The sequence below is a fragment of the Lysinibacillus sp. G4S2 genome (assembly GCF_030348505.1).
GTDB lineage: Bacteria > Bacillota > Bacilli > Bacillales_A > Planococcaceae > Lysinibacillus.
This window is the reverse complement of record NZ_JAUCFJ010000002.1, coordinates 4,335,462-4,359,241: the sequence shown is the minus strand read 5'-3', so window position 1 is coordinate 4,359,241 and position 23,780 is coordinate 4,335,462. Positions and strand designations below refer to the sequence as shown.

Sequence of the window (23,780 nt, the reverse complement as noted above, 5' to 3'; positions counted from 1 at the left end):
ATACTTGAATAAAAGCATGTTTTCATTCAGGGTGAGGGGTTTCGTTTAGACTAGATAAATAACAATAATTCATGAACGGAGGAGAAACGATGGCTAAAAAAATGCCTGATATTGGCGATTACAAATATGGATTCCATGACAAGGACGTATCAATTTTCCGTTCAAAACGTGGTTTAACTGAAGAAATCGTCCGTGAAATTTCTAATATGAAACAAGAGCCTGAGTGGATGCTTGAATACCGCTTAAAAGCACTTGAAACTTTCTATACAAAACCAATGCCACAATGGGGTGGCGATTTAGGTGATTTAGATTTTGATGAAATTACGTACTACGTAAAACCATCTGAAGCTACACAAAAATCATGGGATGAAGTACCTGATGAAATCAAAGCTACTTTCGATAAATTAGGTATCCCAGAAGCAGAACAAAAATATCTTGCAGGTGTATCTGCTCAGTACGAATCTGAAGTAGTATATCACAATATGAAACAAGACCTTGAAGACCTTGGTATTGTGTTCAAAGATACAGACTCAGCTTTACGTGAAAACGAAGATATTTTCAAACAATACTGGGGCAAAGTGATTCCTTACACTGACAACAAATTCGCTGCACTAAACTCAGCTGTTTGGTCAGGTGGCTCATTCATCTATGTACCACCAGGTGTAAAAGTGGAAACACCTTTACAAGCTTACTTCCGTATTAACTCTGAAAACATGGGTCAATTCGAACGTACGTTAATTATCGTAGACGAAGGTGCTCACGTACACTACGTTGAAGGTTGTACAGCTCCTGTTTACACAACAAACTCTTTACACTCAGCAGTAGTAGAAATTGTTGTACGTAAAGATGCATACTGCCGTTATACAACGATTCAAAACTGGGCGAACAACGTTTACAACTTAGTAACAAAACGTACAGTTGTTGAAGAAAACGGTACGATGGAATGGATCGACGGTAACATCGGTTCTAAATTAACAATGAAGTACCCAGCTTGTATTCTTAAAGGTGAAGGTGCTCGTGGTATGACATTATCAATCGCATTAGCAGGTAAAGGACAACACCAACATGCAGGTGCGAAAATGATTCATATGGCTCCAAACACATCTTCAACAATCGTTTCTAAATCGATTGCCAAACAAGGTGGTAAAGTAACGTATATGGGTCAAGTTCGTTTCGGCCCTAAAGCAAGTGGTGCACGTGCTAACATTGAATGTGATACGTTAATCATGGATAATCAATCTACTTCAGATACAATTCCATACAACGAAATCTTAAATGATAATGTTTCTTTAGAGCATGAAGCAAAAGTTTCTAAAGTATCAGAGGAACAATTATTCTACTTAATGTCTCGTGGTATTTCTGAAGAAGAAGCGACAGAAATGATCGTAATGGGCTTCATCGAGCCATTCACAAAAGAATTACCAATGGAATACGCAGTAGAAATGAACCGTCTTATCAAGTTTGAGATGGAAGGTTCTATCGGTTAATATTCAATCAACCCTTGTCACAACAATGTTTGTGGCAAGGGTTTTTTATATGTAATCCCGACATGTATAATCACTTAGTGGCGAAAATCCATAAAAGGTTTGGCAGTAGAAAACTGTTAGCGAAAGGCAAGGGTTTCCATGTGGTGACCGAAACCGAAGAATAAAGAAGGTTATATAGAGATGTAGACACGGGAATGAATAAAGATTTTCAAAATGATGTAGATGTGCCCCCTGTAAGTCTGCTTCAGCAGCTTGTCGTATTCTGCTCCTTTTAATTAATAGTAATACGATTTTATTTCTTTAAATTGTTTATTATCTTCATTTCCTATAAAAATAAATCCATCATTGTTGCCTAACCAGATAAGTGCTGATTGGGGTGTATCGATTTGATCAACAAATATTCGTCCAGGATTCACTCCCTCTATTACCGCTTTTACTTCTAATTGCCCTTCCTCATTTAGTAACCCTTTACACCTGTAAAATTCATTTTGTTGTAATTCAATAATCTTCTCAATCAAATCCCTTTCGCGTTAAATTTTATATATTTTGACTCATTACTAAATTTTGGGATGGAATTTTTAAAAACGTATATTATGTGTATAAGTGGTTCATCACCAAAACGTGTGGTTGATTTCCGTTCCGACTGGGCGCTTTGTTGCTGCCGCTACGCTTTCGCACAGATAAAACATTTGCCGCTGACGCTTCGCTTTCGCGCAGAGCAGAGCTTCCTGGGGGCGTCCGATGAGCCGCTTCACTCGCGTTGCTCGCTCCAGGGTCTCATCTGTGACGCTAATCCCCTAGGAGTCGCCCAGCCTCCACTCCAATCAACCTCTATATGACATACGTTTTAACAAATGTCATCCACAACTTTTGGTGATGAGCCGTATAAGTTGGTGATGAACCTATATTTTATCGTATAGGTAAATGATGGTGATATCCGTATTTGCTTTGTTTATAAGGTGTGTTTTTTACGATACGTTCATATTTCGTTTAGAAAGTGTGTGCTATGATAATGTACATAGAGGGGGAGTCACATGATTTGGGTTGGGTTAACGGGGTGGGGTGATCATCCTTCGCTTTATAGTAGAGTGACTGCCTCAAAGGATAAATTATTCGATTATACAGGTCATTTTTTAACGGTAGAAGTAGATACTTCTTTTTATGCAATACCTTCGACAGAGAATGTTCGGAAATGGTGTGTGGACACGCCAGAAAATTTCCGTTTTGTTGTGAAGGCCTATCAAGGAATGACTGGTCATTTACGTGGTGATATACCGTTTGAATCGAAGAATGACATGTTTAATGCCTTTATCGAATGTGCCAATGAATTTAAACGTCATGGGAAGCTAGCGATGATACTAGCACAATTTCCACCATGGTTTGATTGTCAGGCCAAAAATGTACAATATTTATTGTATATTAGGCAGCAGCTTAAAGGCTTTGACGTAGCTATTGAGTTTCGTAATCAGACATGGTATGCAGACAATGTAGTGCAGCAAACAATGGATTTTTTACGAGAGCATCAATTTATTCATACTATTTGTGATGAACCACAGGCTGGTGTAGGCTCTGTACCATTTTATCCTACTGTTACTGCGACTAAGGCACTTGTACGTATTCATGGACGTAACATTCATGGGTGGCGCAATACTGGTAATGCCGAAAACTGGCGGAAGGTTCGCTTTTTATATGATTACAATAGTGAAGAATTGCAGCAGCTTGGACAGCATGTGAAACATCTCCAATCCGAAGTACAGGATCTGTATGTATTATTCAATAATAATTCAGGGCTTCATGCTGCAAAAAATGCAAAGGAGTTACAAGGAATTTTAGCGATTAAAGATGTAGGGTTAGCGCCTAAACAATTAAACATGTTTGAAGGGGAATTGTAATGGAATTTATTCTTTTAGCTATTATTGCATTATTTTCAGGGTTAATTGGCTCATTAGTTGGGCTCGGTGGAGGGATTATCTTAGTCCCAGCTACATTATTCGTTGGATTAAATCTAGGGATGATTCCAGATATCACTCCTCAAAAAGTGGTTGGTTTATCTGTGGTCATGATGATTTTCACTGGCCTTGCCTCAACGTTAAGCTTTATGAAATCGAAAACAGTTGATTATAAAAGCGGTTTCATATTTTTCATAGGGAGTATCCCTGGGACAATGCTCGGCGCATGGGTAAATAAGGGATTAGATTTACCATCATTTAATTTATACTTTGGTATTTTACTGATCATTTTGGCGACGATATTACTTGTACGTGATAAATTGAAACCTGTAAAATGGTTTGTAAAAAATGGTATTCAACAAGAATTCACGGATAATGAAGGAAACACTTTTGTATACGGGTATCCAATTTGGTTTGCAATTGTATTAACATTTGGCATTGGCTTTGCCTCTGGATTATTTGGTATCGGTGGAGGCTCGATGATGGTGCCTGCCATGATTATTTTATTTTTGTTCCCGCCGCATGTTGCAGTGGCAACATCGATGTTTATGGTATTTCTATCGTCGATTGTTAATTCAGCAAGTCATATTTATTTAGGACATGTGCCATGGCTCTATACGATTCCTGTTATTCCTGGGGCTTATATCGGAGCAAAACTGGGGGCAGCATTAAATAAAAGAATTAAATCGGAAACTCTTGTAGTAGCGCTTCGAGTTATTTTATTATTATTAGGAATTCGTTCCATTATCGAAGGTTTATTGTAGTATTGATTTGCAATTTTTCGTAAATCGACTTTACTGATGAATAAATTGATTTAACAAATACGGAAGCTAATTAAAGAAGAGGTGGCATTAATGCTGGAAAAAATTCATATTTTTCACACGAATGATTTGCACAGTCATTTTAAGTATTGGCCACGAATGCAAAGCTATGTGAAAGAGATGCGTACGGAGCTTACAAACCTGGGTGAAACAAGCTATTTATTAGATGTCGGTGATCATTTAGATCGTTCCAATATTTATACAGAAGCAACAGTCGGTAAGGGTAATGTGAAGTTATTGAATGAAGCTGGCTATGACGTAGTGACAATTGGTAATAACGAAGGTATAACATTGTCTCATGAGGAGCTATACCATCTGTATGATGAAGCAGCTTTTGACGTTGTCGTTGCCAATGTATATGCCTCACAAGGAAAAAGTCCAGCGTGGATGAAGCCTTATGTTGTATTAACAACAGCTCATGGTACAAAGATTGCAGTTATTGCAGCAACTGCTATGTTTGAAATTTATTATAAGGAATTAAACTGGGAGATGGATGAGGCACGGAGCACACTAACTCATTTAGCACTTCAGCTTCGTAAAGAGGTAGATATTATTGTCTGTTTGTCACATTTAGGGATAACAGAGGATGAGATGTTAGCTGAAGAATGCCCAGAAATAGATGTTATATTTGGCTCACATACACATCATGTTTTCCCGAATGGCAAACTAGTGAATGGCGTTTTATTAACAGGCGGGGGGAAATTTGGACAATTTATTGGACATTTTGTGGTAGAATATGATAAGAAAATGAGGAAAATTGTTGAAAAAAAGGATTCGTTAATTCATAATAAGGATTTGCCAACGGTTAAAAATGAAAATGATATCGTGCAGTCTTTGGAAAAAGAAGGCAAACGATTACTTGATATCCCAGTATTCACTACGAAAAAATCGTACAATAAGGAATGGTTCCATTATTCTCAGTTATCCGATCTGTTTGCACAGGCCATTTTAGAAAAAAGTGGAGCGGACTGTGCGCTATTTAATGCGGGTATTTTTTTAGATGGTTTACCTAAAGGAACAGTGACTGCACTAGATTTGCATAGAATTTTCCCACATCCTATAAATTTATGTACGATTGAATTATCAGTTGCTGAAATGAAAGAGATTTTTCAGCAATCTAAAAATGAAGAGTGGCCCTATATTGAGCTCAAAGGATTAGGGTTTAGAGGCGTTATTTTTGGGAAGATGCTGACTTATGGCTTTTCAATGAATAAAGATCGTCAATTGCTTATCAATGGTAAGGTTGCAGATAACGATCGAATTTATAAATTAGTAACTCTTGATTTGTTTACATTCGGTTATTTTTATCCAAGCTTTAAATATGCGAAGAAAAAATATATTCTACCAGAATTTTTACGAAATATTATGATAGATTATGGGCGAAGATTCTTTAAGCAATAGATAAAGATGCTTTTAGAATGGATTGGGGCAGAGGTCATGCGATTAATTTCAATCGATGTAGTAAAAGAAGGAATGGTATTAGGAAGAACCATTTGGAATGAGGCAGGACACCCTCTTTTAAAGAAAGACGTTGTCATTAATGCACGTATTATACAAAGACTTCAACAATTAAATACGCATTATATATATATAAACGATAAAATTTCTGATGGTATTGAGGTAAAGGAAACAGTTCCAACTGTTATTCGAAATAAAGCCATTTCAACCATTAAAGATTCTTTTCAATCAATCAATGGTTTAAATTCAGTAAATGCCTCTTACGTACTTGACAAGCAATCCAAAGCAATTATTTCAATTGTAGATGAGTTATTGGCGGCAGTCAGTAGTAATGAAGAAATTTTAACAATACTAACAGATGCTTATTTATTTGATGAATATTTATATCAACACTCCTTTCAAGTCACTCTTTATTCGATAGCAATTGCTAAAGAGCTTGGATATTCAGCTGAGGATTTACGTATGATTGGGATTGGCGCTTTGTTACATGATGTAGGGAAGCTTATGGTACCAAAAGAGATCCTAACAAAACCAGGGCGGCTTACGAATGAGGAATTTGAAACGATGAAGCAACATACTCGATACGGTTTTGACATATTACGTAATTTACATTCCATATCATTGCTTGTTGCGCATTGTGCCTTCCAACATCATGAACGAATTGATGGGAGTGGCTATCCACGGGGCTTAGTTGATTTTGAAATCCATCCGTTTGCAAAAATTATTGGTGTAGCAGACGTCTTTGATGCGGTAACTACAAGTCGTGTATATCGGGAAAAAATGCTGCCTTCTCAGGGACTAGCAATTGTAGAGGCGGGCTCTGGAACTATATACGAAGCACGCATTGTGCAAGCATTGAAAAAATCTGTTGTCCATTATCCTAACGGTGTTATTTTAAAATTATCGGATGGACGTCGAGGTATTGTATCAAGACAAAATCCACCGTATGCAGCATTACCGTGGATTCGTATTTTTGAGGAGCAAAATCAATTAGTGGCAGCTACATATGAAATTAATTTAGTGGACGACCCAACCGTAACAATTGAAAGTGTTGAAGCGGATTACATTGTACCATAGAAAATCGAATAAATTTCTCCTCCTGTTCATACGTTATGGAACAGGAGGAGATTTTTTTGTTTTTCCCTCGAAAAAGGATGAAATTACGATCATATAGCAATTCTGGTAACTATCGAAAAAAGGGCAATCGGTTGAATCGTTTAACCCTTTTAATTGTAAGCATTATTGTTGGTATATTTTTATTTATTTATTTTCTGAATGAGCGGCTTATGCCAACCTATTTAAAATATGCTGAAATACAAACGGATAAGATCGCTTCCTATGTTGTCAGTAATGCCACAACAAATGTTTTAAATATTAACGATATTCTTGTAGAAGTATCCCCTGGTAGCTCTGATTTGAAAATTGATACAGAAATGATTAATCGAGTTCGTGCCGAAACGGTAAAGCAAGTAAAAATGAATTTAGAGCAGGCAGAACTAGGGGAGTTGTCGAGCTTACCAAATCTTGATAACGTTGAATATGATTACAACAAGATAAAAGAAGGTAATGGGGTAGTTTTTTATGTACCTATTAGCCAGGCAGCCAATATGCCTCTACTCGGGAATTTAGGACCTAAAATTCCGGTGCGTTTTCATGTAGTTGGCAATGTGCATAGTGAAGTTACTTCTTCAATAACAGAGTATGGTATTAATAGTGCATTTGTGCAGGTAGGAATTCGTTTAGAGGTAAATGTACAAATTATTGTCCCTTTTGCTAGTAAAACTGCTACAGTTTCTCAGGATATTCCGGTGGCAATGGGCTTAGCGCAGGGGAAAGTGCCAGATGTTTATTCTAATGGTGAAAAAGCAGTACAGCCGTCACTTGAAGTCCCTATAACTAATGATAAATAGAAAAGTTGCTGTGATAGTTGTTGGAGTTCCTATATTATGTTACATTGACAACAGTGAAGAAGTTAATATACAAAATGTACAATTATTGATAGGGGCGATATTCGTATGACATCTTGTAAACCTACAAGCAAAGAAAGAGAAGAACATTTAAGAAAACCAGATTGGCTAAAAATAAAACTAAACACAAATGATGAATATAAAGGGCTAAAGAAGCTCATGCGTGAAAAAAATCTGCATACGGTATGTGAGGAAGCACGCTGTCCTAATATTCATGAATGCTGGGGTGAACGACGTACAGCGACAATGATGATTCTTGGATCTGTTTGTACGCGTGCTTGTCGTTTTTGTGCTGTTAAAACAGGTTTACCAAATGAATTAGATTTAGCTGAACCAGAACGTGTAGCAGATTCTGTAGCTATTATGAACTTGAAGCACGTTGTTATTACAATGGTAGCGCGTGATGACTTAAAGGATGGCGGTGCACAAGTATTAGCTGAAACCGTGCGTGCGATTCGCCGTAAAAGTCCAGCTACATCTGTTGAAGTTTTACCGTCCGATTTAGGAGGTTTGAAAGAGAACCTTCAAATTTTAATGGATGCCAAGCCAGATATTTTAAATCATAATATTGAAACAGTGCGTCGCTTAACGCCAAGAGTACGTGCACGCGCGAAATACGAGCGTTCATTAGAATTTCTTCGTTTGGCAAAAGAAATGCAGCCAGATATCCCTACAAAGTCATCTTTAATGATAGGCTTAGGTGAAACAGAGGAAGAAATTATTGAAGTTATGGACGATCTACGCGCAAATAACGTAGATATTATGACGATTGGTCAATACTTACAACCAACGAAAAAGCATTTAGCTGTCAAAAAGTATTATTCTCCAATAGAGTTTGGTAAACTGCGTAAAATCGCAATGGAAAAAGGTTTCAAACATTGTGAAGCAGGCCCACTTGTACGTAGTAGCTATCATGCTGATGAACAAGTTAACGAAGCAACAAAAGAACGTCAGTTACACGTAGAGCTGTAAATCAAATGTTGTAATAGAAGGTGGTGTCACTTTGATTAATATTGAAGGATATGAATACGAGCTTATTGAAGATTACCGAGAAGCTTTTCAAGAGGAAGTGTTCAAGGAACGTTACTCAGATATTTTAGCTAGATATGATTTTATTGTGGGCGACTGGGGCTATAACCAATTACGCTTAAAAGGCTTTTTTGACGATAAAAATCAGAAAGCTACTTTCGATACGAAAATTAGTACACTTCAAGATTACTTATATGAGTATTGTAATTTTGGCTGTGCATATTTCGTATTGCGCAAATCCGGTAAATCTATTCAGCAGCCAGACGTTGTAGTTAGTGAAGATAGCGAAGTGACAAAGCCTGTTGAAAATGAACAACTAGCAGAATAAAATTTTAAAGCCTGATGCAATTTGCATCAGGTTTTTACTTTGGAGTGATAGGTTTTTTTAAAATTGGGAATAATAATAACTGACTACAAAAAATGCTTTATTATGAGTCTTTAACAAAAATTGGGGATGTTATTTTAAAACGTATGTCATGAGGATAAGTTGATCTTCGTTCCGGCAGGGCGACTTCTTGGGGAACAGCGTCACAGATGAAATCCTGCAGCGAAGTAGACGTTTTCTGTGCGAAAGTGTAGCGACAGCAACAAATGTTTTCTGTGCGAAAGCGAAGCGGTAGCAACAATTGTTTTATCTGTGCGAAAGCGAAGCGACAGCAACAATTGTTTTATCTGTGCGAAAGCGAAGCGACAGCAACAAATGTTTTATCTGTGCGAAAGCGAAGCGACAGCAACAAATGTTTTATCTGTGCGAAAGCGAAGCGTCAGCGGCAAATGTTTTATCTGCGCGAAAGCGAAGCGTCAGCGACAATTGTTTTATCTGTAGCGAAAGCGAAGCGACAGCTACAAAGCTCCCACCCGGAACGGAAATCAACCCCACTTTTTGGTGATGAGTTTGCATTTTTTTGCTTTTATACCAACCTACTTATTTTATAGTAAAGGTGTGTGTTATTTAGATGAAAAAAGCTGTATTTTTGGACCGTGATGGGGTCATCAATGAAGTGTTAACAAATCGCGTTAAATTTGTGAATAAGCCCGCGGATCTTTATTTTCTGCCGCGTGTTCCAGAAGCTATAAAAAAATTGAATAAGTACTTTGACTATATATTTGTCGTAACCAATCAAGGTGGTGTCGGATTGGGGTACATGAAAGAAACGAAGCTTCAAAAAATACATGAGCACATGGTAAAGGAGTTGAAGAAGAAAGGGGCGACTATTCATGAAGTTGTATATTGTCCTCATAAACCAAAGTCAGGCTGTGCTTGCCGTAAGCCCAATAGTAAATTAATCGTTGAGCTTGGTGAAAAGTATAATATTGATTTAGCAAAATCCTATATGGTGGGAGATACGGATACAGATATTATAGCAGGCAAACGAGCAGGGACTAAGGGAGTATTTTTAGGTGAGAAAGATCCACTGGCAGATGCGGTGTTTCCAGATTTAATTAGTGCGGCTGATTGGATCATTAAGGATGCAACAGCATAATTCGCTTTAGCAAAGCATCATCCATTATGGATAAGTATAATTCATTTGAAAAAGGATAATTTATTTAATGGAGGTGATGAATTTGACTAAAGAAAAACGTAATAAAAAACCGTTAGACCGAGAAGAATATGGTTTCGGCTTTGATATTAGTGTAGATGATTTAGCTGTCATTGGGCAAAATCAACAAGCTAAAAAACAAAACGATAATGAAAACAAAGACAAGCCTCACAATAAGGAAAATCCGGCAACTTTAAATAATAATGAATAGAGCGGCTCGATATATACGCTCTATTTAGCTAAGATAGTTACCAAAAAATTTCGCTTACCTTCTGCTGAACAGTGCACAAAGCATTACTAGTTGCCTGTAGAAAGAGCGGAATTTTTTTGTATTGAATCTTATTATAAAAAAACACCCAATCAAGGGTGTTAGTTCAATAATTCACGTAAATATTCACGTAGTTCTACTGTGTCTTCTTCTGTACGATTGTAAACATGTTCTAGGTAGCCAGGTTCTTCTACATCATCTGGACCGATTATTGCAAAGCGTCCAAATTGGATATCCATGACAAGCACTTTCCCAAAGAAGCGGCCTGATTGCAAAATGGCTAAATCATAGCGTAACTTATTTCCAGCAAAACTTACAAAGCGTGTTTTTGTATCTTCTACATCATCATATAAAAAAAAACGTTCCATCTTTTAATCTCCTTCCAGTCCTATAGATATGGTACTATAGAAGAGAAATGACTATCAACTTTTAAAGATTTGAATGGGGGCTTTCCTTGTGTATTTTGTAGATCGTAATAAAATCACAAAAAATTTACAGTACTTAGATGGGCTATTAGCTATTTTAGAGGCAGAAGATAACTGGCTAGAAAACGATATTAAGAAATTAGCAATCGAGCGAATTGGTCACAATGTAATGGAGTCCATGATGGACGTAGGGAATTTAATGATTGACGGTTTCATTATGCGTGATCCAGGAAGCTATGAGGATATTATTGATATTTTAATCGATGAAAAAGTCGTATCAACTGAAATGGAAGCATCGTTAAAAGCAGTAGTTGGTTTACGTAAAATGCTTGTTCGTGAATTTGCAGATGTAGATATTCAGGAAGTTGTAAATGTGTTAACAGCGAGTCTACCTGTGTTAAAACAATTCTCACCAGCCGTGAGTAGTTATTTAACAAATGAACTCGGCCCTGTTTCAGCATTTTTGCCAGAGGATCATCAATGAAAACGTACAAGGCATATTGCTTTGATTTAGATGGTACCGTATACCGTGGGAAAGAAGGTATTCCTTCTGCGATTACTTTTATTCATCGTTTACAACAAGCAGGAATCGAGCCATTTTACGTAACAAATAATTCTTCTAAAACAAGAGAGCAGCTGCAGGAAGCTTTAAGTGCTATTGGAGTGAATGCCCCGTTAGAGCATATTTACTCTAGTGCATTAGTTACAGCAAAATATGTCGCCTTGAATTATCCTGGTAAAAAAGTAGCCATGCTAGGTTCTGATGGTATTCGTAAAGCGTTATTTAATGAAGGCATTGAACCGACTGAGGAAGAGCCAGAAGTATTTGTTATGGGGATTGATCGAAATCTAGATTATATGGCACTTGCAAAGGCGACGGTTGCTGTACAAAACGGCGCGACGTTTATAGCAACGAATCAAGATATTAAGTTTCCGACTGAATATGGATTTCTTCCAGGGAATGGGTCGTTTGCCCGATTAGTAGGTGAAGTTGCAGACGTTGAGCCAATCTATATCGGTAAACCATCACCTGCAATGCTTGAAGTCATTGCGACAGAGCATAGCTTTACAAAAGATGAAATGGTGATGATTGGCGATAATTATGACACAGATATTATGTGTGGCATAAATTTTGGCTGTGATACAATCCATGTAAATACAGGTGTTACACCAACAAAAGCTGTACTTGAGAAGGAACAGCAACCTACTTATGTGGTAGAAGCATTAATTTAACTTCTTTCATCGGAAGTCTCCCATTTTCTATAGGTGTGAGATGAATTCGGGTTTAAAGTTACGTTTCAATTGCTGTCCAAATATTCGTATAAAAAGTTCAAACATAAAAAAAGGATGCTTATGTCGATTTTTTTGGCATAACATCCTTTTTATATGTTCAAATTTAATAGTAAGCGTTTCATTATTATATGAATGAAGAATTACGCCTTCATTACCATAACGGATTTTCTTCAATAAATTGATAAATAGCTTTCGTCAACTCTTCAGGAGAATCAGCCTCAACTAATTCACCATTGACGATTGCATAAAAAGATTCTGAACACTTTGTACAGTAACTAAGGCAGCCATATTCCAAAACGTCGATGTTCGGATCGCGCTCTAGTATTTCATACGTCTTTTGAGAGCCATTTGCTAAATTACTTATACAAAATTCAACCATTGGATTCATACATGTCACCTCACCAAAGTAATGCTACTCGCTTTTAAAACATTCGTCAATGATTTGAGTTGGCCTTGGAATAAAAACAGATATTCAATGGTAACGTTGGGCGCATACAAAATGATGGCAAGCTACAGTGTTAAACTATCTTTACAAAAGTGAAGAGAAGGAAACAATATTTAAGGGAAATTTGAGCGATAGCGACAATTTGTCGAAGTCCAAATGATTCAAAAAACGTTCGAAAAAAGCAAGTTATCATTTATTTTGTGAAATCTTTCACAAAATTGCATTATGATATTGTGAAACTTCTCACAATCGGTTATACTCATTTGTGGATACTTTGTGAACAATTAATATAAGAGATATAAAAGGAGACTATTATGGGAAAATTAGTACTTTTAGGTGGCGGCTACGGCAATATGCGTGTCATGCTTCGTTTATTACCAAACCTTCCATTAGACACAGAAATGGTGTTAGTAGATAGAGCCCCTTTCCATAGTTTAAAAACAGAATTTTACGCATTAGCAGCAGGAACTGCAACAGATAAAGAAATTCGTGTAAGCTTCCCAGAGCATGAACGTTTAACGGCTGTATATGGAGAGGTCGTTGAAATTAATCGTGTGGAAAAAGTAGTCATTTTAGAAGATGGGCAACGTATTGAATATGATGATTTAGTAATTGGTCTTGGCTGTGAAGATAAATATCATGGTGTACCAGGTGCAGAGGAGTACACATATAGCATTCAAACAATGGCAAAATCACGTGCAACGTTCCAAGCACTTTGTGGTTTACCAGCAGATTCTACGGTCGGGATTGTAGGCGCTGGCTTAAGTGGTATTGAGCTTGCAAGTGAGTTACGTGAAAGCCGCGCAGATTTAAAAATAAAATTATTTGACCGTGGTCCACGTATTTTGAAAGACTTCCCTGAGAAGTTGAGTAAATATGTGAAAGCTTGGTTTGTCAAAAACGATGTTGAGGTTATTGCCAATTCAAATATTACAAAAGTTGGACCAGATAAAATTTATAATCATGAAGATGAAATTTTACTTGATAAAGTCGTATGGACTGCTGGGGTACAACCAGTCAAAATTGTCCGTGACATGGGTGTTGAGAAAGACAAACAAGGTCGTCCGCTTGTAACACAATACTTTAATGTTCTTGATGATGAGCATGTGTATGTTGTAGGTGACAGTGCTTCTTCAGAATTACCTCCAACTGCGCAATTAGCAGAGGAACAAGCAGAGCAGATTGTTAAAGTACTTCGCATGCGTTGGAAAGGCGAACAATTACCTGAGAAAATGCCAGATATTAAATTAAAAGGTTTCATGGGAGCTCTTGGTAAAAAACAAGGCTTTGTATATTTAGCAGATACAACAGTAACAGGACGTATCGCTCGCTTAATGAAATCAGGATTATTATGGTATTACAAACGTCAAAATGATTAATAAGCTTGTGTGGTTAAAGACAAGCTACAAAAAGGGGATTGCTTCGAAATTTCGAAACAACCCCTTATTTTTTATTCCAATTGGTGAATACTAATAATCAGAGGAGGATAGAAGAAAACCCTCACTGATTAAAGTTTTATACAGTTTCGTCTGGCGTGAAGCCTAGGTTTTCGAGTGCAGTAAATACAGGCTTTAATTGCACATAGCCTTCGCCCACGACTTCCTCATTTATAAGGACAAGTGGATAGAAAAATTCATCGTCTTGAATACGTGTAGCATAATCTTGATCGCGTTCATTCTCAATTGGTCCTTCTATATCGATATAGCGAATATCATATGCTTGGTTTGGATATTTTCGATCTATGGCTGCTTGTAGCCACTCATATGTATCCTTTGAAGATGGCGCGTTGACACAGCTTGCGCAAATTACCGCTGTTCCGTAAATTTCAATCATCGGTTTCGTTTGTCCCATAGTATTTCCGCTCCTTGTGATTCTATATTGGATTTTTTCTGTTGCTAACATTATAATCATTATAAGGAAAGGAGTCGAGACAAATGGCTGAAGTAACAATTAACGATCAAGTTCAAGAGGTATTAGATAAATTACGCCCATTCTTACTACGTGACGGTGGAGACTGTGAATTAGTAGATGTAGAAGACGGCATTGTAAAATTACGTTTATTAGGTGCATGTGGTAGTTGCCCAAGTTCAACAATTACACTGAAAGCTGGTATCGAACGCGCATTATTAGAAGAAGTACCAGGTATTATTGAAGTGGAGCAAGTATTCTAATCGATCGATTATAAAAAGTTCTAGCTGATTACTCAGACTAGAACTTTTTTTGTATCTATTGGTGAGCGTGTTCTTTTTCCTCTCGAATAATGGCCCATTGCTCTTTAGCCATTTCAATGATTTTTGCCTCTCCACCAATACTTTGCTTTTCAATGACCTTTGAAAAGAAGCGTGTAGCATTTTCTAAATCACCGATACGTCGTGATAATTCGGCAATCATATACATAATTCGTACATCTGACATTTGCGTTGAGCTGTAATCTTCTGTTGAATAGGAATCCATATAGTAATCCCTAGCCATTGTCATAAAGCGTTGCTCCTGGCCTTCGTTCTTAAGGGAACGATATAACCACGCAAGACGTAATGTAAGCCCAGCTATAGCGACAAATTTCTCTTTTTTAATCGTACCGCAAAGAAACGCCAATTTATAAGCTTGTATCGCTTGGAATACAGTGCGTTCTCCCTTAAAATCATGATGAATCCATTTTTCTGTAATTTGCGTGTGAATTTCCTCTTGTGTGCCAGGTGCAAAATATTGTGTAAAGTCTTCGGTAAATGAAAAGCCGCAATGCTCACAAACAAACACATTATAATAAAGCGCATTTACACCATCGGCATAGATCGGGTGAAAATCTGTTTCTGTATGATCTACTTTAATGAATTTAGAGCGTACTTTTAATGTTGGAAATTCTTTTTTGCAATTATGACATTGAATTTTTTTTTCGTAATAAGGTGAAATCTCCATATTTTATACCTCTTTCATCAGCTTGTTATAACTATTATACCGACAAATATTTTCCGAGCGTGAGTAAAAAGTGCTATAAATGTGAAAAATATTAGAATTTTTACTAAAAATCCAGCTTGTTACCATAACGTGCGGTTGATCTCCATTCCGATTGGGCGCTTTCATAGGGGCGTCCCTGAAAAGTGATCGGGTAAGCATCAGAAGTGATCAGGTATCCGTGAAAAGTGATCGGGTAAGCATCAGAAGTGATCAGGTATCCGTGAAAAGTGATCGGGTAAGCATCAGAAGTGATCAGGTATCCGTGAAAAGTGATCGGGTAAGCATCAGAAGTGATCAGGTATCCGTGAAAAGTGATCGGGTAAGCATCAGAAGTGATCAGGTATCCGTGAAAGGTGATCGGGTAAGCATCAGAAGTGATCAGGTATCCGTGAAAAGTGATCGGGTAAGCATCAGAAGTGATCAGGTATCCGTGAAAAGTGATCGGGTAAGCATCAGAAGTGATCAGGTATCCGTGAAAAGTGATCGGGTAAGCATCAGAAGTGATCAGGTATCCGTGAAAAGTGATCGGGTAAGCCCAAGAAGGCGCCCAGCCACCACTCCAATCAACTACATAGTATACTTTTTAACAAATGTCATTCTTAACTTTTGGTAATGAGCTAAATTCTTATCGAAGCTGAATGTTTGTCATACAATAGTCAAAATTGATATGATAATAAGAAGAAGGAAGGTGATTGGGATGACAAGTAAGCAAGTAATTGAAGTTACTGAAGCTGCCATCTTTCACATTAATGAAATGATGGAGCACAATGAAGAGCAAGGATCCTTTTTACGAGTAGTTGTTAATGGAGGCGGATGCAGCGGCCTATCGTATGGCATGCATTTTGATAAAGAGAAAAAAGAAGATGATTTTGAAGATGTACAACATGGTTTAACAATTCTTGTTTCCCGTGAAGATGCGCCGATTATAATGGGGACAAAAATTGACTATAAACAATCGCTAATGGGCGGTGGCTTCACCATCGACAATCCAAATGCAATCGCATCATGCGGCTGTGGCACGTCTTTCAAAACAGCAAAACGTGAAGGTACGCCTGAGGTTTGTGATTAATTAAGCGTGATATAAATGTTGAAGAAGGATTGTAAATTGCAGTTAAAATATGAGTGTACACAATCCCGATAATATGTAAACACAACCCTAAAATAGCGTATTTAGGGTTGTGAATACCAAGCCTTTTTGATTTGTATGTTGCAAAAACATCACAAATTGTGGAGGCTTTTTTGTATGGTCTTAAAAAAGAAGAAACGAACAGCTATAGGTAAAATGGCGATGGAGAAGGAATATCCAAAGATTACTTTTGAGCAAGCAATTGACCTTGTAGCATCTGCTAAAAGTGCAGAGGGGGTTCGACCACGAACGTTAAAAGATTACCACAAGGATTGGGGTTACTTTGTAAAGTGGTTAGAGCAGAACTATAAGATTGCAACAGTTGATGAACTAACACCACAGATTTTTCGTGATTATATCAACTATCTTAAGTATGATGCGAAAAAGTATGAAGGGCATAAATTCATTAAGGAAGAACCTCTAGTTCAACTCCTGCTGTTTTTGATGACTGAAAATTCTGTCTTCAAAAAATTTTAGCACAGTAGACGGTGTGTTGGTAGAAGAACTACAGGGCGATACAAAAGGTGCTAAATGGCTTCAACTTTGAGTTGGCTTTCATGAGCAATCGTAGCAAGGTCTTAGGAGTGTTTAAGCTTGTGAGGGGTGATAGAGAATCAATCACACATGCTTTCTAATTGTTGTTACAAAGCCATGTGTGGAGCTACGGGGTTAGTTGTGAGGGCATAACAAAAGGACTTGCATATACGAAGATTAATCATAAACGTAAGTCCTATCCTTTTTAAACAAAAGCACCTGTTAGTTGAATAAAGTAGAAAGCTTTATAAGGACTTACTTTTGAATTTTTTCTACTGAAACCCCTTCTGTTGTTACATGAAAGGTTAATGTAATAGGACCTTCAGGTGGATTAAAAGGACCTGTATACGTATCATATTTTACTTTCACAGTAAAATCATACTGAGAATATCCACCAGTTAGTCGTTTAATTTCTAATATTTCTGCATCCCAAAGTGCATAACTACGACTTGGATATTCCTTATTAATCACTTTCCTTGCATATGGGTCTAATAACACCAATAATACATCATAAAAATCGGAATTTATTTCTTCGGCACTGACATTCTCTGCTATCTGTGGTGTTTTCCAAGTTACATATAAAACAGTGGTTAAACTAATTAATAACAATAAAAATATTACTGATATCTTTTTCATCTAATCACCTACCTTTTTAAAAGGTAGTATTTGCTTTAGGTAAAACAATATTCTTGTTCAACTCAACCCTGTTAGCCATCCATGAAGTGCAAAAATCAGCACTTCACCACAGAAAATGAAAGATGATTAAGTTCTTTCATGGAAGTTGAATAACTGAATAATCAGTTGTTTGGTAAACATTTATTCACAAACTTAATTCTAAAAAAAGCTTATGCGTACCTAAGTGTAATTACCACTTATTATTATTATTATAATTTTTTCTATAAACGTAGTCTTCATTATTAATTTTTAACCAATTACTAATAAAATTAATACCCACTATAAAAATTCCAAATAAAACAAACGCCACACTGTAATGACCTAAGAAAAATAAAACAAAAGCCGCAACCAATATTAATATCATTAAAACTATTACCGTGACCTGTAATTTCCCCTTCTTCTTATCATTCATATGTTCAACCTCCTATCAAATCGCCAATATCTTTCTATATAACTGAATAATCAGTCTTCTGTTAAATTGTAACACATTTACAAATATTGGTGTAGGGAAGTGTAAGCTTATAGAGAAAGTTATGATGAGATTGCGGTAGCTCATCATTAAGCTGATATGCATTGGTGTGGATTGTTCTCCGATCATGAGTGAAGGCATAACAAAAGGACTTGCATATATAAAGATTAATCATAAACGCAAGTCTTTTTCTTATTGAATTAATGCGCACGTTAGTTGAATATTACTTCTATTTAATTAATCATAATGCCTTTAACCGCAGAGAATAAAATGTATAACGAAGTGCAGAAAATGAAGATACCCCATAATAAACTCTGAGTTCTTTTATATTCTCGTAACCCCATTATAAGTAACGTTATACTCAGAAGTATGAGCATCAATGGTAGTAAGTTGTAGTTTTCCGTAACTTTACTGTAAATACTAATTAACATAACAAGGATTACAAAAATTATTTGAAATAACATTAAAATATCAAACTTTTTTTCTTCCATTTATTTGCACCTCCCGATGATAATCTGTCACTTTCAAATGATACCTTTTATATACTAAACTGTTTTGTTAGTTGATTAATTGAATAACCAGTTGTTTAGTAAAGTGTAACACATTTACAAATATTGGTGAGGAATGAATGTGTAAGCTAATAAAGCAAGTTATGATGATATTGCGGTAGCACATCGTTAAGCTGATGTGCATTGTTAAGTCCCACAGAACAGCTATCAGAAGATTCGATATGTTATAGAAATCACATCGAAAATGTGCTTTGATTATATGCGTTATTTAACAGTAGAAGCGTCCACTACTTGAAAGAAATGTATTTGGAGAATGATTTTTAACTTAGCATATCCAACCTAATGAAATGATGTACTGCTACTAATTTACTAATTGATTGCTTGAATATTTATAACTATTTAATGAAAATGTAATTGTTGATAAAAATAAAAGATTTTTATCATATCTTATTGACAATGAGAATCATTCTCTTTATAGTATTGACTACATTCATAATTTCATACTACTTTTGGAAAGAAGGCATTTATATTAAAACACGTAGAATCATCTCAAAAATTCATTTATGGCTTAGTATGCTAGCAGGGGTTTTTATAGTACTAATTGGCTTAACAGGAAGTTTGCTAGTCTTTGAACCTGAACTAAACAGCATGCTGCATCCTGATCTGTATAAAGTAACAGAAGGAGAAAAAGTTACGTACCAGGAAGCCATGCAGGTTGTATCAGAAGCATATCCAAATGGTCAAATTGACCGTGTATACACTCCAAGTGAACCAAACGCTCGAGGTGTTTATCTATTCCGCCTCAAAGAAGGAGAAGAACAACAAAACATATTTGTCGATCCAGGAACAGGATACATAAACGGAACATTAGGGGATAAAGCATTTTTTAATCTAATAGCGGAGTTTCACGAAAAGCTTCTGTTAAAAGATTTTAATGGTGAGCAAATCATCGGTACGATTGGATTTATATTCTTTTTTATTACATTATCAGGATTATATTTATGGTGGCCGGGGATTAAAAAATGGACAAGTGGGTTTATTTTAAGACGTAATGCTGCCAACCCTTATGTACGGCAATATGATCTTCATAAAGTCATTGGTGGAGTTTCCATTCCATTTTTATTGGTTGTTTCGTTAACAGGAGCACTTTTTGCGTATGATGAAATGATTTTTGGTTGGTTTGGTGCAAAAGCAAAGGTGATGCCTCCAGAAGAGCAGCTTATCTCAACTCCCCTTCCAGGTGGTAAACTTCCATTTGATGAATTGATAAGCAATGCTGAAAAAGCAGTACCTCAGGGAACACTTATGCAAGTTAGAATACCCAGAGAAGTGGAAAAAGGAACACCGGAAGGCGCAGTGGAATTTCGTCTCAGCCGTTCATTCGATCCAGGGAATGGAAATGTAAAAGTATGGTTAGATCAGTATAGCGGAAAAGTAGTGGGCAAGCTAGATCCACATGTTAATAGTGGGCTTACGTATCAAACATGGCACTTTCCATTACATACCGGTAGTTTTGGTGGTTTATTTACTAAAATTTTGTATGCTATCGGTGGTCTTACTCCATCTATACTGATGTTCACTGGTGTTTATATGTGGTGGTATAAGAAAAAGAAAAAGAATAAGAAAGCAAAGTAAATAAAAAGAGCGCAGCCAATTATTACTCGGCATGCGCTTTTTCTTCGTCATGAGATTACTAATATCACAATTTAAAGCTTTAATGAGCGTTGTAGGGAATAAGAAAGGTTATGTTAAAATTTTTGGAGTTGAATCTCACAAAATCAATAAAGATTTATAATTTCTTTTCAAAAAAGGTTAAAGATAATTGTTCATTTACTGTAACTTCTTTAGTTTTTTCAAAGCCATTCTTTAGATAGAAATTAACTGCAGGAGTGTTTTTCGAACCGGTCGCTACTTCTACTTTTTTAACATCAAAATTACTTATTGCGAAATTTACAAGAAGCTGGGCAATTCCTTTTCTAAAATGGTTCGGATGTACAATTAATCTATGGATATTAGCAACATTATCATCTACTTTTAATGAAATTGCGCCGCAAAGCTCTGTATTTTCATAATACCCAAAGAAAATTTCTTCGCATTTTTGTAATGTCTCAACAGTATCTTTCAATGGTGGTATTTCAGAGTATCCGATTATTTTAGCTTCTACCTCATAAGATGGTATTTGAATAGATAATACATCGTTAGCGTTATTTCTATTACTAATGTCAATTAATTTAATCAATGTAACCCCTCAATTCAATTATTTTCCTCAGATTTCAGCTTCTTTAATGACAGAATATTGATTCTATTGAAAATTGTAGCATAACATATTTATAATTGATATCAGTATAGTAAACGTGTAACAAATGAGATTGATAGTAACAAGTAAAATGTATTATATATAACACAAGTAGGTAATGTGGTGAATTTTTGCTTATTTATAACTTGCAAATTAAATAGTAAAGGAGTTGGATCTATATTCACAAATTTACCTTAACATCAGGGGCTGTTGTGTTAAATAAACAAAATAAAATACTGCTGAAAAAGGATCCGATTAGGGGTTGGGAGTTGCCAGGTGGATGTGTTGAAATAAATGAAACAATTAAAGAAACAGTTATTAGGGAAGTAAAAGAGGAAACTGGAATTGAAGTCGAAATTATAAAATTTTGTGGTGTTTCACATGAAATAAAAAATAGTATTTGTAATATGTGGTGGCTAGCAACTCCGATAGGCGGGGAGTTACAAACGAGTTGTGAAAGTTTAGACGTGGGATTTTTTGATATTGAGGATGCTTTGGTAGTAATAGAAAATGAGGATTTTAAACACGAACTATTATATTGCTTAAATTGTGGAGTAGAACCTTTTTGTATTTCTTTTTGAATTTAAAATTCATTTTAATAGGAAACAAGCCACGATTATTTCTTCTAATCGTGGCTTGTTAATGTACTAATGATTCACAGTTAGTGAAGCTGTGTTAATACATATTCGTAAATTTCATCTGATGATTTATTGAGAGCTATGGAGAACTCTGAAAAAATGGTATCTTGTAAAGATTGCAGTAATTTCTCTTCTTGGTTAGGGAATTTTTTTTCAATCGCACTATATTCGAGCTTTTTTCTTAACAATGTGTTTAAAAGGTTTGCTTGTTTTTGGCGATTACCAGATTTAATTATTTCTAGATGAAATCTCAATCGATTAGTGTTTTGTTCAATCCATTCGACGCCAGGTGATGTGAATGAATGTAAAATTTTGAGGGCTTCTTCTTTTTTAATAATGTCTCTAAGGTGTTTTTTGGAATTGTCAATAGGGGTATGAATGACTAATTGTGGTTCATTTAGTGGTTGTAAAACGTAATAAGTTTTAGTAATGTCGTTAAAGGTTTGTTCACAAATATCTTCAATAGAACAAAGTCCATGTGATGAATAAATGACTACATCGCCAACATTGTACATGTATATTCCCTCCAACAAACTTTTTTGTCAACTTAGTTGACTAAAATAATTATAAGCAATTAAAAGAAATTTGTCAACTTGATTGACGATTACTGTTGTTTTTTTGTATATTAATAACGAAAAATATGGAATGAGGGTGAACTAGCTGAAGGACAAATTGCAGAATCGAGATGTAATTGATTTGTTGAGCGAACGTCACGAACTACTTCGAAGACTTGCTGAAGAGAAGTGGAATAAACATCATAATATTTATATTTCAAACTCAGAATGGTATATTTTAGGTAGAATTTATAAAAAGGAACTTATGATTTCAGAAGTAGCTAAGGATGTTGATTTTTCAAGACAAGCAACCCATAAATTTATTAAAAGTTTGGAAGCAAAAGGATTAGTGAAGGTTATCAATGTCGAACATAGTAAAAAACATAAAGCAATTTATATGACTGAATTTGGTCAAGACTGTTTTGAAAAGAACGAACATTATAAAGCTGAGATTGAACAACAGCTGATCAATACTATAGGAGAAGATCAGGTGACCAAATTAAAAAAAATATTAAAGCTTAATTGGAATATGGAGCATTTGAAAGCATAAAATTCTTTGGATTTAGTGATGCAAACGAATATACGAATGAAAAAAGTAATACACTATTTTGGGAAAGTAGACCAAATACTGCTGCGAATAAAAGTTGGCAAGCCTCTCTCGTCCTATGCGAAAGAGGCTTTTTGGGGCGATGATTTTAAAAACTAAAAAATTCAGGATAGAAAATGAGCAGTTGATTTTCCTTAGATTTTAACCCAGTAATTACTCTACCTTCTCACGCTCTACGAATGTAGCGCCATTTTCATTTGCTAAATGGTAAATGGCGCTTTTTTCCTCTCCGCCAAATTGCCCGTTTTCTTCAATGACAAACTTTTCGTTATTTTTAGTTTGAAAATAATAAGTGCCTACTGTACCTACTTCATATTCATAAATGACTTCTTTAATATCCGGCCATTCATATGTGGTTTGATGATGAAATTCTTTAAAAATAATTTGTGTTTTCTGTATAGCGATATAACTTACAAGAGAAAAATAGCCTAAAACCAGACTGCTCATAATTACTATAATCGTAATCAAATAGGTGTATTTATTTCTTTTGAATCCAAGCATGATGAACGTTAAAATAATTAATGCGATTGCTAAGAAAAGCATAGTGAAGTTGTTTGTTGGCGTAATCAGCACGATATTATCTCTACTAAAATAAAATGTTTGAGAAATAGTTAATGGCAACATGAAAATAATAATGGGCGATATTAAAAGTAATACGATCGCCGTAATAAAAAACTTTGTACTAGGTGATAGTTCATTTAACAAAAACTCTCCTCCTTTGAAATGAGGGAATA

Annotated in this window: 31 protein-coding genes and 1 pseudogene; 20 read left to right on the top strand and 12 right to left on the bottom strand. The window is 35.8% G+C overall.

The window, feature by feature from the left end; genetic code table 11:
* Window positions 1-89: 89 nt before the first annotated feature.
* Window positions 90-1,487: a Fe-S cluster assembly protein SufB gene (sufB, locus tag QUF91_RS22250; protein ID WP_031417705.1), complete on the top strand. Its 1,398-nt coding sequence runs from the start codon at window positions 90-92 to the stop codon at window positions 1,485-1,487.
* Between the two features lie 296 nt (window positions 1,488-1,783).
* Here sufB and QUF91_RS22245 read toward each other — a convergent pair.
* Both QUF91_RS22245 and QUF91_RS22240 read right to left on the bottom strand, forming a co-directional pair.
* A pseudogene (locus QUF91_RS22245) lies at window positions 1,784-1,993 on the bottom strand (GNAT family N-acetyltransferase); the annotation flags it as partial.
* Between the two features lie 105 nt (window positions 1,994-2,098).
* Window positions 2,099-2,242, bottom strand: a complete 144-nt coding sequence (locus tag QUF91_RS22240; RefSeq protein WP_289419349.1) for a hypothetical protein — start codon at window positions 2,240-2,242, stop codon at window positions 2,099-2,101.
* 279 nt (window positions 2,243-2,521) lie between these two features.
* Between QUF91_RS22240 and QUF91_RS22235 the strand changes: the two genes are divergently transcribed.
* The 10 genes from QUF91_RS22235 (at window position 2,522) to QUF91_RS22190 (ending at window position 10,463) form a co-directional block, all read left to right on the top strand.
* Complete coding sequence (locus tag QUF91_RS22235) at window positions 2,522-3,379, top strand: DUF72 domain-containing protein (protein ID WP_285397346.1); 858 nt, start codon at window positions 2,522-2,524, stop codon at window positions 3,377-3,379.
* Window positions 3,379-4,200 (top strand): sulfite exporter TauE/SafE family protein, encoded by an 822-nt coding sequence (locus QUF91_RS22230; protein WP_289419348.1) that lies wholly within the window; start codon window positions 3,379-3,381, stop codon window positions 4,198-4,200. Before QUF91_RS22235 ends, QUF91_RS22230 begins: the two co-directional genes overlap by 1 nt.
* A gap of 90 nt (window positions 4,201-4,290) precedes the next feature.
* Window positions 4,291-5,658 carry a bifunctional metallophosphatase/5'-nucleotidase gene (locus QUF91_RS22225; protein ID WP_289419347.1) on the top strand — a complete coding sequence of 456 codons (1,368 nt, stop codon included), beginning with the start codon at window positions 4,291-4,293 and terminating at the stop codon, window positions 5,656-5,658.
* A 36-nt stretch (window positions 5,659-5,694) separates the two neighbouring features.
* Complete coding sequence (locus QUF91_RS22220) at window positions 5,695-6,792, top strand: HD-GYP domain-containing protein (RefSeq protein WP_289419346.1); 1,098 nt, start codon at window positions 5,695-5,697, stop codon at window positions 6,790-6,792.
* Window positions 6,793-6,827: 35 nt separating this feature from the next.
* Entirely contained in the window at window positions 6,828-7,625 is a 798-nt protein-coding gene (gene yunB / locus QUF91_RS22215; RefSeq protein WP_285397342.1) for a sporulation protein YunB, read from the top strand.
* Window positions 7,626-7,730: 105 nt separating this feature from the next.
* A complete protein-coding gene (gene lipA / locus QUF91_RS22210) occupies window positions 7,731-8,654 on the top strand; it encodes a lipoyl synthase (RefSeq protein WP_285397341.1) in 924 nt (307 codons plus the stop codon).
* Window positions 8,655-8,685: 31 nt separating this feature from the next.
* On the top strand, window positions 8,686-9,039 hold the full coding sequence (locus tag QUF91_RS22205) for a YutD family protein (RefSeq protein ID WP_289419345.1): 354 nt from the start codon (window positions 8,686-8,688) through the stop codon (window positions 9,037-9,039).
* Between the two features lie 263 nt (window positions 9,040-9,302).
* Window positions 9,303-9,647, top strand: a complete 345-nt coding sequence (locus QUF91_RS22200) for a hypothetical protein (protein ID WP_289419344.1) — start codon at window positions 9,303-9,305, stop codon at window positions 9,645-9,647.
* Between the two features lie 20 nt (window positions 9,648-9,667).
* A complete protein-coding gene (locus tag QUF91_RS22195) occupies window positions 9,668-10,195 on the top strand; it encodes a D-glycero-alpha-D-manno-heptose-1,7-bisphosphate 7-phosphatase (protein WP_289419343.1) in 528 nt (175 codons plus the stop codon).
* A 67-nt stretch (window positions 10,196-10,262) separates the two neighbouring features.
* On the top strand, window positions 10,263-10,463 hold the full coding sequence (locus QUF91_RS22190) for a hypothetical protein (RefSeq protein WP_481817466.1): 201 nt from the start codon (window positions 10,263-10,265) through the stop codon (window positions 10,461-10,463).
* 158 nt (window positions 10,464-10,621) lie between these two features.
* Here the strand turns inward: QUF91_RS22190 and QUF91_RS22185 are convergent, their stop codons facing one another.
* Window positions 10,622-10,888, bottom strand: a complete 267-nt coding sequence (locus tag QUF91_RS22185) for a DUF3055 domain-containing protein (protein WP_068985326.1) — start codon at window positions 10,886-10,888, stop codon at window positions 10,622-10,624.
* 88 nt (window positions 10,889-10,976) lie between these two features.
* Between QUF91_RS22185 and QUF91_RS22180 the strand changes: the two genes are divergently transcribed.
* Window positions 10,977-11,429, top strand: a complete 453-nt coding sequence (locus QUF91_RS22180; protein ID WP_289419342.1) for a DUF86 domain-containing protein — start codon at window positions 10,977-10,979, stop codon at window positions 11,427-11,429.
* Complete coding sequence (locus QUF91_RS22175; protein WP_289419341.1) at window positions 11,426-12,178, top strand: TIGR01457 family HAD-type hydrolase; 753 nt, start codon at window positions 11,426-11,428, stop codon at window positions 12,176-12,178. The genes QUF91_RS22180 and QUF91_RS22175 overlap by 4 nt, the downstream gene beginning before the upstream one ends.
* Before the next feature lie 211 nt (window positions 12,179-12,389).
* On the opposite strand, the gene QUF91_RS22170 is transcribed toward QUF91_RS22175, so the two are convergent.
* Window positions 12,390-12,626 carry a YuzB family protein gene (locus QUF91_RS22170; RefSeq protein ID WP_285398312.1) on the bottom strand — a complete coding sequence of 79 codons (237 nt, stop codon included), beginning with the start codon at window positions 12,624-12,626 and terminating at the stop codon, window positions 12,390-12,392.
* 371 nt (window positions 12,627-12,997) lie between these two features.
* Here QUF91_RS22170 and QUF91_RS22165 point away from each other — a divergent pair, with 371 nt between their 5' ends.
* Window positions 12,998-14,062, top strand: a complete 1,065-nt coding sequence (locus QUF91_RS22165; RefSeq protein ID WP_289419340.1) for an NAD(P)/FAD-dependent oxidoreductase — start codon at window positions 12,998-13,000, stop codon at window positions 14,060-14,062.
* Window positions 14,063-14,198: 136 nt separating this feature from the next.
* Here the strand turns inward: QUF91_RS22165 and QUF91_RS22160 are convergent, their stop codons facing one another.
* Entirely contained in the window at window positions 14,199-14,534 is a 336-nt protein-coding gene (locus QUF91_RS22160; protein ID WP_285398314.1) for a YuzD family protein, read from the bottom strand.
* Between the two features lie 83 nt (window positions 14,535-14,617).
* Between QUF91_RS22160 and QUF91_RS22155 the strand changes: the two genes are divergently transcribed.
* Window positions 14,618-14,854 carry a NifU family protein gene (locus QUF91_RS22155; protein WP_400727666.1) on the top strand — a complete coding sequence of 79 codons (237 nt, stop codon included), beginning with the start codon at window positions 14,618-14,620 and terminating at the stop codon, window positions 14,852-14,854.
* Window positions 14,855-14,909: 55 nt separating this feature from the next.
* Here QUF91_RS22155 and QUF91_RS22150 read toward each other — a convergent pair whose 3' ends face one another.
* The gene (locus tag QUF91_RS22150) at window positions 14,910-15,599 is read right to left on the bottom strand and encodes a DUF2225 domain-containing protein (protein WP_289419339.1); all 690 of its coding nucleotides are present in this window, start codon (window positions 15,597-15,599) and stop codon (window positions 14,910-14,912) included.
* Window positions 15,600-16,335: 736 nt separating this feature from the next.
* Here QUF91_RS22150 and QUF91_RS22145 point away from each other — a divergent pair.
* Together QUF91_RS22145 and QUF91_RS22140 are read left to right on the top strand one after the other, a co-directional pair.
* Complete coding sequence (locus tag QUF91_RS22145) at window positions 16,336-16,707, top strand: HesB/IscA family protein (protein ID WP_285399150.1); 372 nt, start codon at window positions 16,336-16,338, stop codon at window positions 16,705-16,707.
* Between the two features lie 174 nt (window positions 16,708-16,881).
* A complete protein-coding gene (locus QUF91_RS22140; RefSeq protein WP_289419338.1) occupies window positions 16,882-17,241 on the top strand; it encodes a hypothetical protein in 360 nt (119 codons plus the stop codon).
* Window positions 17,242-17,553: 312 nt separating this feature from the next.
* On the opposite strand, the gene QUF91_RS22135 is transcribed toward QUF91_RS22140, so the two are convergent.
* From QUF91_RS22135 to QUF91_RS28195, 3 genes are all read right to left on the bottom strand, one after another.
* Window positions 17,554-17,934 carry a DUF3888 domain-containing protein gene (locus QUF91_RS22135; RefSeq protein WP_289419337.1) on the bottom strand — a complete coding sequence of 127 codons (381 nt, stop codon included), beginning with the start codon at window positions 17,932-17,934 and terminating at the stop codon, window positions 17,554-17,556.
* A 229-nt stretch (window positions 17,935-18,163) separates the two neighbouring features.
* Window positions 18,164-18,385 (bottom strand): hypothetical protein, encoded by a 222-nt coding sequence (locus QUF91_RS22130; RefSeq protein ID WP_289419336.1) that lies wholly within the window; start codon window positions 18,383-18,385, stop codon window positions 18,164-18,166.
* Window positions 18,386-18,675: 290 nt separating this feature from the next.
* The gene (locus QUF91_RS28195; protein ID WP_353957874.1) at window positions 18,676-18,819 is read right to left on the bottom strand and encodes a DUF3953 domain-containing protein; all 144 of its coding nucleotides are present in this window, start codon (window positions 18,817-18,819) and stop codon (window positions 18,676-18,678) included.
* Window positions 18,820-19,368: 549 nt separating this feature from the next.
* Here QUF91_RS28195 and QUF91_RS22125 point away from each other — a divergent pair.
* Window positions 19,369-20,586, top strand: a complete 1,218-nt coding sequence (locus tag QUF91_RS22125; protein ID WP_289419335.1) for a PepSY-associated TM helix domain-containing protein — start codon at window positions 19,369-19,371, stop codon at window positions 20,584-20,586.
* Between the two features lie 154 nt (window positions 20,587-20,740).
* Here QUF91_RS22125 and QUF91_RS22120 read toward each other — a convergent pair whose 3' ends face one another.
* Window positions 20,741-21,190, bottom strand: coding sequence for a GNAT family N-acetyltransferase (locus QUF91_RS22120; protein WP_289419334.1), 450 nt, complete (start codon window positions 21,188-21,190; stop codon window positions 20,741-20,743).
* 230 nt (window positions 21,191-21,420) lie between these two features.
* Here QUF91_RS22120 and QUF91_RS22115 point away from each other — a divergent pair, with 230 nt between their 5' ends.
* Window positions 21,421-21,828, top strand: a complete 408-nt coding sequence (locus tag QUF91_RS22115; RefSeq protein WP_353957873.1) for an NUDIX hydrolase — start codon at window positions 21,421-21,423, stop codon at window positions 21,826-21,828.
* Window positions 21,829-21,908: 80 nt separating this feature from the next.
* On the opposite strand, the gene QUF91_RS22110 is transcribed toward QUF91_RS22115, so the two are convergent.
* Window positions 21,909-22,400 carry a CarD family transcriptional regulator gene (locus tag QUF91_RS22110; RefSeq protein ID WP_285399154.1) on the bottom strand — a complete coding sequence of 164 codons (492 nt, stop codon included), beginning with the start codon at window positions 22,398-22,400 and terminating at the stop codon, window positions 21,909-21,911.
* A gap of 157 nt (window positions 22,401-22,557) precedes the next feature.
* Here QUF91_RS22110 and QUF91_RS22105 point away from each other — a divergent pair, with 157 nt between their 5' ends.
* Window positions 22,558-22,989 (top strand): MarR family winged helix-turn-helix transcriptional regulator, encoded by a 432-nt coding sequence (locus QUF91_RS22105; RefSeq protein WP_289419333.1) that lies wholly within the window; start codon window positions 22,558-22,560, stop codon window positions 22,987-22,989.
* Between the two features lie 210 nt (window positions 22,990-23,199).
* On the opposite strand, the gene QUF91_RS22100 is transcribed toward QUF91_RS22105, so the two are convergent.
* Entirely contained in the window at window positions 23,200-23,751 is a 552-nt protein-coding gene (locus tag QUF91_RS22100) for a hypothetical protein (protein ID WP_285399158.1), read from the bottom strand.
* Window positions 23,752-23,780 lie beyond the last annotated feature (29 nt).